The following is a 14,250-nucleotide window of genomic DNA, read 5'->3' on the forward strand; positions in this document are numbered from 1 at the left end:
GGCCGGCGCCCGGGCGGCGCTCGCCGCCGCCGAGCAGGCGGGGGCGAGGCGGGCGCTGCTGATGGCGCGCAGCCCGTCCTGCGGCTGCGGCCGGGTGTACGACGGGACGTTCACCGGGGAGCTGCGTCCCGGCGACGGGGTGACGGCGGCGCTGCTGCGCCGGGCCGGGATCGAGGTCTCGGCCGGGTAGCGGGCCCCGGCCCCACCGGGGCTGGGCCCGCCACCGGGAGGTCAGCGCGCGCTGGCCTCGTGGACGAAGGCGACGAGGCGGCTGAGCGCGTCCGGGTCCATGGACGGCAGCACGCCGTGGCCGAGGTTGAAGATGTGGCCGCTGGTGCCGAGCGCCTGGGCGGCGTGCAGCACCTCGCGGGCCTTGGTCTCCACGACCTTGGTGGGCGCGAACAGCACCGCCGGGTCGAGGTTGCCCTGGAGGCCCTTGCCCGGGCCGACCCGCTCGGCGGCGACGTTCAGCGGCACCCGCCAGTCGACCCCGACGATGTCCGCGCCGGCCTGGCCCATCAGGCCGAGCAGCTCGCCGGTGCCGACACCGAAGTGGATCCGCGGCACGCCGTACCCGGCGACGGCGTCGAAGACCTTGGTGCTCGACGGCATCACCGAGCGGCGGTAGTCGTCCGGCGCGAGCGCGCCGACCCAGGAGTCGAACAGCTGGACCGCCGACGCGCCGGCCTCGATCTGCACCTTGAGGAAGGTCGAGGTGATGTCCGCGAGCCGGTCCACCAGGGCGGCCCACAGCTCGGGCTGCCCGTACATCATGGCCTTGGTGTTCTCGTGGTTCTTGGACGGCCCGCCCTCGACCAGGTAGCTGGCCAGCGTGTACGGCGCGCCGGCGAAGCCGATCAGCGGGGTCTCGCCGAGCTCGTCCACCAGCAGGCCGACGGCCTCGGTGATGTAGGGGACGTCGTCCGGCTCCAGCGGGCGCAGCCGCTTCAGGTCCTCGACGGTGCGGATCGGGTCGGCGATGACCGGGCCGACGCCGGGCTTGATGTCGACGTCGATGCCGACGGCCTTGAGCGGCACCACGATGTCGCTGAAGAAGATCGCCGCGTCCACCTTGTGCCGGCGCACCGGCTGGAGGGTGATCTCCTTGACCAGCTCGGGCCGCATGCAGGACTCCAGCATGGGGATGCCCTCGCGGACCTTCAGGTACTCGGGCAGCGAGCGGCCGGCCTGGCGCATGAACCACACCGGCGTGTGCGGCACCGGCTCGTGCCGGCAGGCGCGCAGGAACGCGGAGTCGTGCGCGGCGCCGCGGCGCGCGGGAGTGGTCGGGCCGTCGTGGGTGGCCGCCGTCGTGTCTGCCGTAGTCTCGCTCACGCCTCAAATCTTCGCACGCGCCCCGAGCCCGGTTTCCCGACCGGGCTCGTCGGTTCCTCCAAGATCTGTCGGGTTTGCCGTTCCGGCACGCCGCTGGGAGAGAAGTTGCGGCGATAACCCCGTTCTTCGACCTAGTCTTCGAGGCATGGCAGCGGTCGGAGGGCACCCCGCACAGGGTGGCGGAGCAGGTGGCGGAACGGGTCGCGAGGGGGCGCCGAGCGAGTTCCGGGCGGCGGTGGCGGCCCTGGACGGGGCCAGGCTGCGGCCCGAGGTGCAGCTCTCCCCCGCGCCGGCGCCGCGCCGGCTCGCCCCGCACTCGTTCGCGGTGACCGCCTCGGTCGAGGTGGACGGCGAGGAACTGGCGGACGGCCGGCTGGTGCTGCTGTACGACCCGGCCGGGCAGGAGGCCTGGAACGGGGAGTTCCGGGTGGTCACGATGACCAGGGCCGAGCTGGAACCGGAGATGGCCGGCGACCCGATGCTCTCCGAGGTCGGCTGGGCCTGGCTGCTGGACGCGCTCCAGGCGCACGGCGCCGGGTACGCGGAGCCGTCCGGCACGGTGACCCTCTGCTCCTCCCAGTACTTCGGCGGTCTGGCGGACCGCCCGTCCTCGACCGAGGTCGAGATCCGGGCCTCCTGGACCCCGGCCGACGGCCGCTTCGAGCGACACCTGGCGGCCTGGACGGACCTGCTGTGCATCAGTGCCGGCCTGCCGCCGGCCGCCCCGGCCCCGCAGGGACCCGCCGAGGTTCCTTCACTCGGTGGAGTGGTTCCGATGCCGGCCCGGCGACGCCCCCGGTCGCACTGACGGGTGGTGTCGCCGGCCCGACGGCACCCGACGGCCGTACGCCACCCCCAGGGCTGACGGAGTGTGACTTCCGACCCGCTCTACGTCAATTCACCGGTCGATACCGACCGATCGGCGCCGAATCTGATCGATTTTGTGCGAATACCAGGCATGTCGCATCAATCATTTGCGCGATTTGTCCGTATTGTTACTCACTAGATCGTGATCTTTCGCTAAAGCCGGGCACGGTTGCTGCCGAAGCAGACTGTGACCCTTTCCGAACGCGGAACACTCCGACCGCCCCCATCGGGGTTCCGTCCGCCACTCCCCGCAGGAGGCCTGGTGTCGGTCCTTCTTGAGCACCCCGCAAACGTGGTCGCCTACCGGCCGACCAAGCCCACCGCCATGGTGGTCATCGCCGATCCCCGTGTCCGAAACACCGTCACCCGCCACCTGTGGGCCCTCGGCGTCCGGGACGTGATCGAGGTGTCCTCGATCGCCGAGGCCCGTCCCCGGGTCTCCACACCGCGCGACATCTGTGTCGCCGACGTACATCTTCCCGACGGCTCCGGGCTGACCATCCTCGCCGAGACCCGCGCCGCGGGCTGGCCCAACGGCCTGGCACTGTCCGCGGCCGACGACATCGGCGCGGTCCGCAGCGCACTGGCCGGAGGCGTCAAGGGCTATGTGGTGACCGGTACCCGGACGAACGTCGCGATGCCGGGCCGCCCCGGGATGCCGCTCGGTGCCGCTGGGCTGGCCGGCCGGATGCGCCGCCCCGGGATGCCGGGCATGCCGGGCGCGGCCGGTGCTCCGGGCGCCCCCGGAGCACCCGGAGCACCGGGCGCGCAGCAGGCCGCGTACCGCGAGCTGTCGGGCCGTGAGGTCGAGGTGCTGCGGCTGGTCGCCGAGGGTCAGTCCAACAAGGCGATCGGCGTGGCGATGGGCCTGTCGGCGCTCACCGTGAAGAGCCACCTCGCCCGGATCGCCCGCAAGCTGGGCACCGGCGACCGCGCCGGAATGGTCGCGGTCGCGCTGCGCACCGGCATCATTCACTGATCCGGGCGCTCCGGACCGCTGCGGCGGCTGAGGAGGAACGTTTCCTCCTCAGCCGCCGCAGCGCTGCACCGGGAGCCCGTCGGCCGCGGCCCGAGGGCGAGTGCCGACCGCGGGCACCGGGTCCGGCGGTGGGTCCGGCGGCGAGTCCGGCTCCGGCTCCGGTTCCGGCTCCGGGCGGCTCGACGGCGCGCGACCCGACGGCGCGCGGGCGATCGGATCCGATGATCGGTACAGGCGATCGGTACAGGCGATCAGATCCGACGCCCGGCGCGGGCGATCAACAGTCTGACCAGTCCGACAACACTCCCGGCCCCGAGGACCGTCGTACCCTTGGGGGGTGACCGACGCCGTAGCAGCCATCCCAGAAGAAGCAGCCCCGGTCCCGCTCCTCGAGCCCAGGGAGGGGATCCCGCCCGTGGTGACGGACGAGCAGGCGCTGGCCGCCGTCGTCTCCGCCTTCGCCGCGGGCACCGGACCGGTGGCGGTCGACGCCGAACGGGCCTCCGGATACCGCTACGGGCAGCGCGCCTACCTCATCCAGCTGCGCCGCGCGGGTTCCGGCTCCGCCCTGATCGACCCGATCGCCTGCCCCGATCTCAGCGCGCTCGGCAGGGCCGTCGAGGACGCCGAATGGGTGGTCCACGCGGCCAGCCAGGACCTGCCCTGCCTGGCCGACGTGGGCATGAGACCCCGGCAGCTGTTCGACACCGAGCTGGCCGGCCGGATCGCCGGCTTCGCCCGGGTCGGCCTCGGGCCGATGACCGAGAACGTGCTCGGGCTGAGCCTGGCCAAGGAGCACTCCGCGGTCGACTGGTCCACCCGCCCGCTGCCCGAGCCGTGGCTGCGCTACGCGGCTCTGGACGTCGAGGTGCTGGTCGAGCTGCGCAACGCACTCGAACAGGAGCTGGACGCCCAGGGCAAGCTCGGCTGGGCCATGGAGGAGTTCGCCTCGATCGCCGCCGCGCCCCGCCCGGCCCCGCGCAACGACCCGTGGCGCCGCACCTCGCAGCTGCACAAGATCCGCCGTCGCCGCCAGCTGGCCGTGGTGCGCGAGCTGTGGCTGGCCCGCGACCGGATGGCGCAGGAGCGCGACGTCTCCCCCGGCCGGGTGCTCGCGGACGCCGCGATCGTCAACGCCGCGCTGGCCATGCCGCTGAACATCGCCTCCCTGCAGGCCGTCCAGGGCTTCGGGCCGCGGGTGCACCGCCGCCAGCTGGAACAGTGGCTGGCCGCCGTGCAGCGCGCCCGGGAGATCCCGGAGAACCTGCTGCCGCCGGCCGCCGCGCCGCACGACGGACCTCCGCCGCCGCGGGCCTGGGCCGAGAAGGACCCGGTGGCCGCCGCCCGGCTGTCCGGCGCGCGCAGCGCGGTCAGCGAGCTGGCCGACCGGTACCACCTGCCGCCCGAGAACCTGATCACTCCGGACCTGGTCCGGCGGGTGTCCTGGCAGCCGCCGACCGACCCGGGCCCCGAGAGCGTGGCCTTCGCGCTGCGCGGGCTCGGCGCCCGGCAGTGGCAGGTGGACCTGGTGGCGCCGGCGGTGGCCGCCGCGTTCGCCGCGGCCGCGGCCCAGGACTGATCACGGGGCGGGTCCCGATCGTGGCCCGGCAACGCGTGGAAGGGGATGTCGTCCGTTCGGGCGACATCCCCTTCGCCGTACCCGGGAGGAGCGTCCCTGGTCGGGCGGGGCCGGGAACGTGTCCGGGGACACACGGGCCGATCACTCCGTGGGGCCTGGGCAGGTTGGTTACCGGCGGGTAGCATGACGGTGATGCGGCGCCGCTCGGGTCTTCGACGGCGGCAGCCCGCCCACCTCGAATTGTTGGTCCCTGGGAGGAGAGCCCCCGTGCCTCGTACCGCGAGGGACGTCGTCTTCGTCGATGGCGTCCGCACCCCGTTCGGCAAGGCAGGCCCGAAGGGCATCTACCACGAGACCCGCGCCGACGACCTGGTCGTCAAGTGCATCCGGGAACTCGTGCGCCGTAACCCGAGCCTGCCCGTCGAGCGCATCGACGAGGTCGCCATCGCGGCCACCACGCAGATCGGCGACCAGGGTCTGACGATCGGGCGCACCGCCGCCCTGCTGTCCGGGCTGCCGAAGTCCGTCCCCGGCTACTCGATCGACCGCATGTGCGCCGGCGCGCTGACCGCCGTGACCGCCACCGCCGGCGGCATCGCCTTCGGCGCGTACGACGTGGTCGTGGCCGGCGGTGTCGAGCACATGGGCCGCCACCCGATGGGCGAGGGCGTCGACCCGAACCCGCGCTTCGTCTCCGAGAAGCTGGTCGACGAGTCCGCCCTGTTCATGGGCATGACCGCGGAGAACCTGCACGACCGCTTCCCGCACCTGACCAAGGAGCGCTGCGACGCCTACGCCGTGCGCTCCCAGGAGAAGGCCGCCAAGGCGTACGCCAACGGCGACATCCAGCCCGACCTGGTGCCGATCTCGATCCGCAACACCAACCCCGACGTCGGCGAGACCGGCTGGGGCCTGGCCACCGTGGACGAGCCGATGCGCCCGGGCACCACGATGGAGAACCTGGCGGGTCTGAAGACCCCGTTCCGCCCGCACGGCAACATCACCGCGGGCAACTCGGCCGGTCTGAACGACGGTGCCACCGCCTCGCTGCTGGCCGCCGAGGACGTCGCCGAGGAGCTCGGCCTCCCGGTCAAGATGCGCCTGGTCTCCTACGCCTTCGCGGGCGTCGAGCCCGAGGTCATGGGCATCGGCCCGGTGCCGGCCACCGAGAAGGCGCTGGCCAAGGCCGGTCTGACCATCGACGACATCGGCGCGTTCGAGGTCAACGAGGCCTTCGCCGTGCAGGTGCTGGCCTTCCTCGACCACTACGGCATCGCGGACGACGACGAGCGGGTCAACCCGTACGGCGGCGCGATCGCCTTCGGCCACCCGCTGGCCTCCTCCGGCGTGCGCCTGATGAACCAGCTGGCCCGCCGCTTCGAGCAGCGCCCGGACGTCCGCTACGGCCTCACCACGATGTGCATCGGCTTCGGCATGGGCGGCACCGTCATCTGGGAGAACCCCCACTTCGTCGAGGGCGGTAAGTGAGCATGAGCACCACGACCGAGCTGCTGACCCACGGCGCCGGACTCTTCCCCGGCGAGGTCGTCACGACCGCGCACGTCCGCCACCTCGACCTGCCGTTCCAGGCCGGCCGGCTGGCGCTGATCACCCTGGACAACGGCTTCGACCACACCAAGCCGACCACCTTCGGCCCGGGCTCGCTGCTCAAGCTGAACGAGGCGCTGGACCAGGTCGAGGCCGAGGCCGCCGAGGGCACGATCGTCGGTGCCGCGATCACCGGCAAGCCGTTCATCTTCGCGGTCGGCGCCGACCTCAAGGGCGTCGAGCTGCTCAAGGAGCACGCGGACGCGCTGGCCATCGGCAAGGGCGGCCACGACGTCTTCAAGCGGATCGCCGCGCTGCCCGTCCCCACCTTCGCCTTCTACAACGGCGCGGCGATGGGAGGCGGCGTCGAGGTCGGCCTGCACTGCGACTACCGCACGGTGTCGGCGGGCGTCCCGGCGTTCTCGCTGCCCGAGGTCTTCCTCGGCCTCGTCCCCGCCTGGGGCGGCTGCACCATCCTGCCGAACCTGGTCGGTGCCGGTAAGGCCGTCAAGGTCATCGTCGAGAACTCGATGAACCAGAACAAGCAGCTCAAGGGCAAGGACGTGTTCGAGCTGGGGATCGCCGACGCGATCTTCGAGCCGGCCGACTTCCTGGAGCAGTCGCTGCTCTGGGCCGCCAGGGTCGTCAAGGGCGACGTCGTCGTCGAGCGCGAGGCGATCGACCGCGGCAAGGCCTGGGACGACGCCGTCGCCTGGGGCCGTCTGGTCGCCGACGCCAAGGTGCACGGCGCCGCCCCGGCCGCCTACAAGGCGCTGGACATCATCGCCGCCGCCAAGGACTTCGACCTCGCCGACAAGGCGAGCCTCCAGGCCGGCTTCGACGCCGAGGACGCCGTGCTGGCCGACCTCATCATGAGCGGCGAGCTGCGCAGCGGCATCTACGCCTTCAACCTGGTGCAGCGCCGGGCCAAGCGCCCGGTCGGCGCGCCGGACAAGTCGCTGGCCCGCCCGGTCACCAAGGTCGGCGTCGTCGGCGCCGGCCTGATGGCCTCGCAGCTGGCGCTGCTGTTCGCCCGCCGTCTGGAGGTGCCGGTGGTCCTCACCGACATCGACCAGGAGCGCGTGGACAAGGGCGTCGGCTACGTCCACGCCGAGATCGACAAGCTGCTCGGCAAGGGCCGGATCGGCCAGGACAAGGCCAACCGCCTCAAGGGCCTGGTCTCCGGCTCGCTGGACAAGGCCGCCGCCTTCGGCGACGCGGACTTCGTCATCGAGGCCGTGTTCGAGGAGATGGGCGTCAAGCAGGCCGTCTTCGCGGACCTGGAGAACGTGGTCTCGCCGACCTGTGTGCTGGCGACCAACACCTCCTCGCTGTCGGTCACCGAGATGGCCTCGAAGCTGGAGCACCCCGAGCGGGTCGTGGGCTTCCACTTCTTCAACCCGGTCGCGATCCTGCCGCTGCTGGAGATCGTCCGCGGCGAGCGGACCGACGACGCCTCGCTGGCCACCGCCTTCGCGGTGTCCAAGAAGCTGAAGAAGACCTCGGTGCTGTGCAAGGACGCCCCGGCGTTCGTGGTGAACCGGATCCTGACCCGCTTCATGGGCGAGATCCAGGGCATCATCGACGAGGGCACCCCGATCGCGGACGTCGAGAAGGCCGTCGAGCCGCTCGGCCTGCCGATGTCCCCGATCGTGCTGCTGGAGCTGGTCGGCCCGGCCATCGCGCTGCACGTCTCGGAGACCCTGCACGGCGCCTTCCCGGAGCGGTTCACCGTCTCCGAGAACCTCGCCAAGGTGGTCAAGGCCGGCAAGCGCGGCTTCTACACCTGGGTGGACGGGCAGCAGGTCCTCGACCCCGAGGTGCTGGAGCTGCTGTCCTTCGGCGACTCGGTGCTGACCGAGGAGCAGGTCCGCGCCCGCGCCCTGGACGCCGTGGCGCAGGAGATCGGCCTGATGCTGGAGGAGGGTGTCGTCGCCGAGGCGCAGGACATCGACCTCTGCATGATCACCGGTGCCGGCTGGCCCTTCCACCTGGGCGGGATCACCCCGTACCTGGACCGTGAGGGCGTCTCGGAGCGGGTGAACGGCAAGGCGTTCCTCGCCCCCGGTGTGGCCTCGGTTCCCGCCTAGCGGGGAACGGCCCCCGTACACGGAGGAGCCCCGGTGACCAGCTGGTCACCGGGGCTCTTCCGTGTGTACCGGGTTCTCCCCGGGTGTGGCCGTGTACGGAGGTCTCAGTGCTTGAGGCGGTAGACCACGGTGTCGGCGAAGACGCCGACCATCTCGTAGTGGGTGTCCAGCAGGTTCTCGATCCGGGGGACCATGACGGGCTGGTACGGGGAGATGCCGGAGTCGTCGACCACGACCTCGGGCAGACCGTTGGCCAGTTCCTTGTCGAAGGTCTGCCAGGCGTTGGAGACGCTGAAATCCTCGCCGACGTTCTGGCTGCCGTCCTTGCCGCCGCTGAAGTTGGTGAGGAAGCCCGCGGTCAGGTAGCGGGTGGCGGGCTTGCGGTCGGCCAGCCAGTACAGCTCGGGGTGCATGCCCCAGACCAGCAGGGTGTCCTTGGGGGTGGTCTGGTTGGCGACGGCGGTGGCGACCTCGGTGGTGCGGTTGAGCCGTTCCCCGGGCCAGGCCAGCGCCAGGCCCCAGAACACCGTGGCGGCGGCCGTGGTGTACAGCAGGACCGGCTTCCAGCGGACCGCCGAGGTGGCGACCGCCCCGGTGCCCAGCAGCACCAGCGGCGGCATCAGCTGGAGGTAGTAGTGGCCGAAGAAGTGGAAGCCCACGCTGACCGCGACGACCGAGGAGAGCAGCCAGACCCACAGGTCCGTGGTCGAGCCGTGCTCCTCGCCGGCCACCGGCAGCGGGCGGTGGCGGTACTTCAGCCAGAGCCGCCGCCCGACCGGGAGCAGGAAGCCGAGGCCTGCCGCGACCAGGATGGCCGAGTTGCCGAGCGCCCGGCCGAGCATCTGGAGCCAGGCACCGCCGAAGGTGGCGTAGTCCCCGCTGCCGGTGACGACCCAGAAGAGGAAGCCCTTGGGCTTGGTGAGGATCACCGCGACCAGCGCTATCGGCAGGGTGAAGCCGAAACCGATCTTGAACAGTGCGGGCGGCCAGCGCACCCCGCGCCGGCGGGCGTCCTGGAACAGCATCCAGAGCACCGGCAGCAGCACCGCGCCGCCGGTCTGCTTGGTCAGTGAGCACAGGGCGACCGCGATGCCCGCGGCCAGCCAGCGGCGCCGCTCGGCGTACCGGAAGGCGGCCACCATGGCGGGCAGCATGAAGACCTCGAAGGTCGCCGCCTGGGTGTCCTCGGGGGAGAGCCCGATGGAGACCAGCAGGTAGAGCAGTCCGGCGCCGGCCCCGGCCCGGTTGCCCCAGCGGCCGCGGGCGATCGAGGCCAGCAGGATCGCGGTGACCAGGTGGGCCACCACCGCCAGGGTGCGCAGCGGCCAGAGCGAGGCGGAGCCGAAGACCGCGAAGCAGGCCTGGTAGAGCCAGGGCAGCAACGGCGGTTTGCGGTCCACGACGGTGTCGTAGAGCACTCCCCCGTCCGCCAGCATCCGCGCCTGGGTGGCCAGGAAGCCTTCGTCCGGGCTCCACACGGGCCGGGCGAAGGAGGGGATGTGGGTGAGCAGTGCGACCAGCGCGAGCACCGGCACCAGCCTGGTCCAGTACCCACTGCGGACATGGGTGAGGACGCGCTCGGGCAGGCGCTCGGCCAGTCCGGTGAGGCGGAGGCGGGTGGGGGTCGGCACGGTTGACAACCTACCGGGCGGGATCGGCGCCCATGGCGCCGGTCCCGCCTTTCCATGCGATTGTCAGCTTGTTTCGTGACGAACTGTTACGGAGTTACGACGAACAGTCGTCGGCGGAACGGGTGGCGGCCGGAGTCCGCGCGGACCGCACACCCGCTGGTCAGGCCTTGACCGGCGCCGCGTCCAGCTTGGCGACCAGTGCGGTCACCTTTCGGGCGATGTCCGGAGCGTTCAGGCCGATCTCGGCCAGGATCTCGTTCCGGCTGGCGTGGTCCAGGAACTCCTGCGGGATTCCGAAGTCGCGCACCGGCAGATCCACGTCCGCGTCCCGCAGCGCCTGTGCCACGGCGGCGCCGACGCCGCCCACCCGGCCGTTGTCCTCGATCGTGACGACCACCCGGTGCTCGGCGGCCAGGCCCGGCAGGGCCGCGTCCACCGGCTTGACCCAGCGCGGGTCCACCACGGTGGCGGTGATGCCCTGGGCGGCCAGCAGGTCGGCGACCTCCAGGCTGGTGGTGGCCATCGCGCCGACCGAGACGATCAGCACGTCGGCGCGGTGGGCGCCGGAGGGCTCCTCGGCGGTGCGCAGCAGGTCCATGCCGCCGACCCGGCCGACCGCGGGGACGGCCGGGCCGACCGTGCCCTTGGAGTAGCGGACCACGGTCGGGGCGTCCTTGACCTCGACGGCCTCGCGCAGCTGGGCGCGGACCTGGTCGGCGTCGCGCGGGGCGGCCAGCCGCAGGGTCGGGACGACCTGGAGGATCGACATGTCCCACATGCCGTTGTGCGAGGCGCCGTCGGTACCGGTGACGCCCGCCCGGTCCAGCACGAAGGTGACGCCCAGCTTGTGCAGGGCGACGTCCATCAGGACCTGGTCGAAGGCCCGGTTCAGGAAGGTCGCGTAGACCGCGAAGACCGGGTGCAGACCGTTGGTGGCCAGGCCGGCGGCGCTGGTGACGGCGTGCTGCTCGGCGATGCCGACGTCGAAGATGCGCTCCGGGAAGGCCTTGGCGAACGGGGCCAGGCCCACCGGGTGGAGCATGGCGGCGGTGATGCCGACGATGTCCTCGCGCTCGTGGCCGAGCGCGACCATCTCCTCGGCGAAGACCGAGGTCCAGTCCTTGCCTGCGCTCTTGATCGGCAGGCCGGTCTCCGGGTGGATCACGCCGACCGCGTGGAAGCGGTCCTCGTCGTTGTTCTCGGCGGCGTGGTAGCCGCGGCCCTTCTCGGTGAGGCAGTGCACGATCACCGGGCCGCCGAAGCCGCGCGCCTTGGTCAGCGCGGACTCCAGGGCGGTCAGGTCGTGGCCGTCGATCGGGCCGATGTACTTGAGGCCGAGGTCCTCGAACATGCCCTGCGGGGCGATGAAGTCCTTGAGGCCCTTCTTGGCGCCGTGCAGCGTCTCGAACAGCTGCTGGCCGACCACCGGGGTGCGCTGGAGCGCGTCCTTGCCCCAGGACAGGAAGCGCTCGTAGCCCTGGGTGGTGCGCAGGGTGGCGAGGTGGTTGGCCATGCCGCCGATGGTCGGGGAGTACGAGCGCTCGTTGTCGTTGACGACGATGACGACCGGGCGGTCCTTGTCGTCGGCGATGTTGTTGAGCGCCTCCCAGGCCATGCCGCCGGTGAGCGCGCCGTCGCCGATCACCGCGACGACCGGGTCGTTCTTGCCCAGCACCTGGTTGGCCTTGGCCAGGCCGTCGGCGTACGAGAGCACGGTGGAGGCGTGCGAGTTCTCGATCACGTCGTGCTCGGACTCGGCGCGGGACGGATAGCCGGACAGGCCGCCCTTCGTCCGCAGCTGCGAGAAGTCCTGGCGGCCGGTGAGCAGCTTGTGGACGTAGCTCTGGTGGCCGGTGTCGAAGAGGATGCGGTCGCGCGGCGAGTCGAAGACCCGGTGCAGCGCGATGGTGAGCTCCACCACGCCGAGGTTGGGGCCGAGGTGGCCGCCCGTCTTCGAGACCTCGGTCACCAGGAAGGTCCGGATCTCCTGGGCCAGCGCGGCCAGCTGTCCGGGCGTGAGCCGGTCGAGATCGCGCGGTCCCCGAATGCGGGTCAGCAGGGCCACCCGTTCCTCCTCGTTCAGTGTTCGCGGACCACGGACGGTCCGACGGGCGTCGCTGCCCGGTCCGGCGGCACGCCGACGCTCGCGGCCGGTGCCGACCGGTCGAGTCTAATGTCCGCCTCCCGGACACCGAGCGGCGCGCCCGGTGCCGCCGTTCGGTTACCGCCATTCCGGGAGGTCGGGCAGGGGATGTGAGTCACATCAGGTTGACGCACAGGTGTTTGATCACGCTTATTTATTCGGGATCGACCAGTCAGGATCGACTATTCGAGACCGACCGTTCAGAGGCGACCGTTCAGGAGTGATTGTTCAGGGCCGGCTGTTCAGGGGTGACTGTTCGGGCCCGACCCCGCGGCGGTTGCCGGACAACGGGTGTCAGGCCCGGCCGAGGGCACCGGACTCCCCCATCTCGCTCATCACCAGGGCCAGCGCGCCGAGCACTTCGGCCCGGCCGCCGAGAGTGCCGGGGACGACCGAGAGCTGACGGGCGGCGCTGGGGATCGCGTAGCGGGCCACCGAGTCCCGGATCGGGGCGAGCACCAGCTCACCGGCCTCGGCGAGGTCCCCGCCGAGGATCACCCGGCGGGGGTTCAGCAGGTTGCACAGGGTGGCGACGCCGGTGCCGATCTGCCGGCCGGCGTCGGCGATCACCCGACGGCAGCCGAGGTCGCCCTGGTGGGCCAGCTCGACCACCCGGGTCAGGCTGAGGCCCTGGCCGAGGGTGGGGGCGAGCAGGGAGAGCAGGTAGCGGGAACCGACGAAGGTCTCCAGGCAGCCGCGGTTGCCGCAGCGGCAGACCGGCCCGGCCTCGTCCAGGGTGATGTGCCCGATCTCACCCGCGGTGCCGCCGGGGCCGCGGTAGATCTGGCCGTTCACCACCAGGCCGGCGCCGACACCGCTGGCGACCTTGATGTACGCGAGGTCGCTCAGTCCGCGGCCGGCGCCCCAGACCAGCTCGCCGAGCGCGCCCAGGTTGGCGTCGTTGTCCACGTGAACCGGCATGCCGAGCCGCTCGCCCAGCTCCCGGCCGGGGGCGATGCCCGTCCAGCCGGGCAGGATCGCGGTGGAGCCGAGCGCGCCGGTCTCCACGTCGATCGGGCCCGGTACGCCGAGGCCGACGCCGATCACCTTCTCCGGGCGGAACCCGGCCTGCGCCAGCAGCCGCTCGACCATCGCCTCGGCCCGGTCGAAGCCCTGCTGGGCGGAGACGTCCACGTCGATCGGCGCGCTCTCCTCGGCCAGCACCCGGTGGGCCAGGTTGCCGACCGCGACGCGCAGGTGGGTGTGGCCGAAATCGATGCCGACCACGATCCCGGCGTCCCCGCTGAGCGAGACGCTGCGGGCGCGCCGGCCGCCGGAAGAGGTGTCGGCGACCACGACGGTGCCGCTCTCCTTCAACTCCCGCACGATGTTGGACACGGTGGCCGCGGACAGGCCGGTGCCGCGGGCGATCTCGGCCTGGGTCAGCGATCCGGCCATCCGCACCGCGCGGAGCACCCGTTCCAGGTTCGCCCGGTGCAGGGACGACTGCGAGCCCGGTGTGTCCGTCGGCATGATCCACCCTCCCAGGGCGGGGACCCCTCCGCCGGGCGTCCCCTTCAACTCCTGAAGGGTAAGGCCCGGGGGCCTGGCCGGGGATCCCGGCCGGGGCGGGCGGGTGCACACGGGGCACGGGGGGCGCGCGGACGGGCGCGGGCGGGGACGCGGGGCGCGGAGGTGGGGGCGCGGTGACCGACGGGTGAAGGTGTTGCACGGCCCGGGCCTGCGAGGACGGGGTTCAGCGGTCCTGGCGGCAGCCGAAAACGGCACACCACTACCATGGTGTCCAATTCTCACCCGTCCCTCCCGAAACCGTGGACGGTTCCGCCGGGGGGACGCTTCCAGACATGACGGGGAATCAGATGGCAGGGGATCACCCTACGCCGGGGGCAGGCGAAACGCCCGGCAACGGTCCGCAGGACAACCGGGGCGTCTCGTTCGGGCGCCCGCCAGGCAGCGGGGTGGATCCGGCCGCCGTCGCGGACCAGATGACTCAGCTCGACGGCGCCGCCGTCCCCGGGCAGGCCGCGCCCGCGGGCGCGCAGCTGGTCGCCTTCCCCGAGATGGCCCTCACCGGCTACCCGGTGGAGGACCTCGCCCTGCGCGGCTCCTTCGTCGAG

Annotated in this window: 10 protein-coding genes; 6 read left to right on the forward strand and 4 right to left on the reverse strand. The window is 72.1% G+C overall.

The genetic code is table 11. The features are described 5' to 3' along the window. On the forward strand, positions 1 to 190 hold a 190-nt coding region (locus BU198_RS02445; RefSeq protein WP_188295144.1), incomplete at its 5' end, for a DUF523 domain-containing protein. Positions 191 to 231: 41 nt separating this feature from the next. Here BU198_RS02445 and hemE read toward each other — a convergent pair. Beyond that, positions 232 to 1,335 carry a uroporphyrinogen decarboxylase gene (hemE, locus tag BU198_RS02450; RefSeq protein WP_188295145.1) on the reverse strand — a complete coding sequence of 368 codons (1,104 nt, stop codon included), beginning with the start codon at positions 1,333 to 1,335 and terminating at the stop codon, positions 232 to 234. 145 nt (positions 1,336 to 1,480) lie between these two features. On the opposite strand from hemE, the gene BU198_RS02455 reads away from it, so the two are divergent. The 5 genes from BU198_RS02455 (at position 1,481) to BU198_RS02475 (ending at position 8,398) form a co-directional block, all read left to right on the forward strand. Further along, complete coding sequence (locus tag BU198_RS02455) at positions 1,481 to 2,143, forward strand: DUF3000 domain-containing protein (RefSeq protein WP_188295146.1); 663 nt, start codon at positions 1,481 to 1,483, stop codon at positions 2,141 to 2,143. A gap of 321 nt (positions 2,144 to 2,464) precedes the next feature. After that, positions 2,465 to 3,181 (forward strand): response regulator transcription factor, encoded by a 717-nt coding sequence (locus BU198_RS02460; RefSeq protein ID WP_049651279.1) that lies wholly within the window; start codon positions 2,465 to 2,467, stop codon positions 3,179 to 3,181. A gap of 337 nt (positions 3,182 to 3,518) precedes the next feature. Beyond that, positions 3,519 to 4,760 carry a ribonuclease D gene (locus BU198_RS02465; RefSeq protein WP_188295147.1) on the forward strand — a complete coding sequence of 414 codons (1,242 nt, stop codon included), beginning with the start codon at positions 3,519 to 3,521 and terminating at the stop codon, positions 4,758 to 4,760. A gap of 267 nt (positions 4,761 to 5,027) precedes the next feature. Then, positions 5,028 to 6,248 (forward strand): thiolase family protein, encoded by a 1,221-nt coding sequence (locus BU198_RS02470; RefSeq protein WP_188295148.1) that lies wholly within the window; start codon positions 5,028 to 5,030, stop codon positions 6,246 to 6,248. A gap of 2 nt (positions 6,249 to 6,250) precedes the next feature. Next, a complete protein-coding gene (locus BU198_RS02475) occupies positions 6,251 to 8,398 on the forward strand; it encodes a 3-hydroxyacyl-CoA dehydrogenase NAD-binding domain-containing protein (RefSeq protein ID WP_188295149.1) in 2,148 nt (715 codons plus the stop codon). A 104-nt stretch (positions 8,399 to 8,502) separates the two neighbouring features. Here the strand turns inward: BU198_RS02475 and BU198_RS02480 are convergent, their stop codons facing one another. The 3 genes from BU198_RS02480 to BU198_RS02490 form a co-directional block, all read right to left on the reverse strand. After that, entirely contained in the window at positions 8,503 to 10,029 is a 1,527-nt protein-coding gene (locus BU198_RS02480; RefSeq protein ID WP_317619932.1) for an ArnT family glycosyltransferase, read from the reverse strand. 160 nt (positions 10,030 to 10,189) lie between these two features. Beyond that, positions 10,190 to 12,094, reverse strand: coding sequence for a 1-deoxy-D-xylulose-5-phosphate synthase (dxs, locus tag BU198_RS02485; RefSeq protein ID WP_188295150.1), 1,905 nt, complete (start codon positions 12,092 to 12,094; stop codon positions 10,190 to 10,192). 372 nt (positions 12,095 to 12,466) lie between these two features. Beyond that, positions 12,467 to 13,645, reverse strand: a complete 1,179-nt coding sequence (locus BU198_RS02490) for an ROK family transcriptional regulator (RefSeq protein WP_188295151.1) — start codon at positions 13,643 to 13,645, stop codon at positions 12,467 to 12,469. Positions 13,646 to 14,250: the final 605 nt, after the last annotated feature.

It is taken from the genome of Streptomyces sp. CBMA156, assembly GCF_014596515.1.
Taxonomy (GTDB): Bacteria; Actinomycetota; Actinomycetes; order Streptomycetales; family Streptomycetaceae; genus Kitasatospora.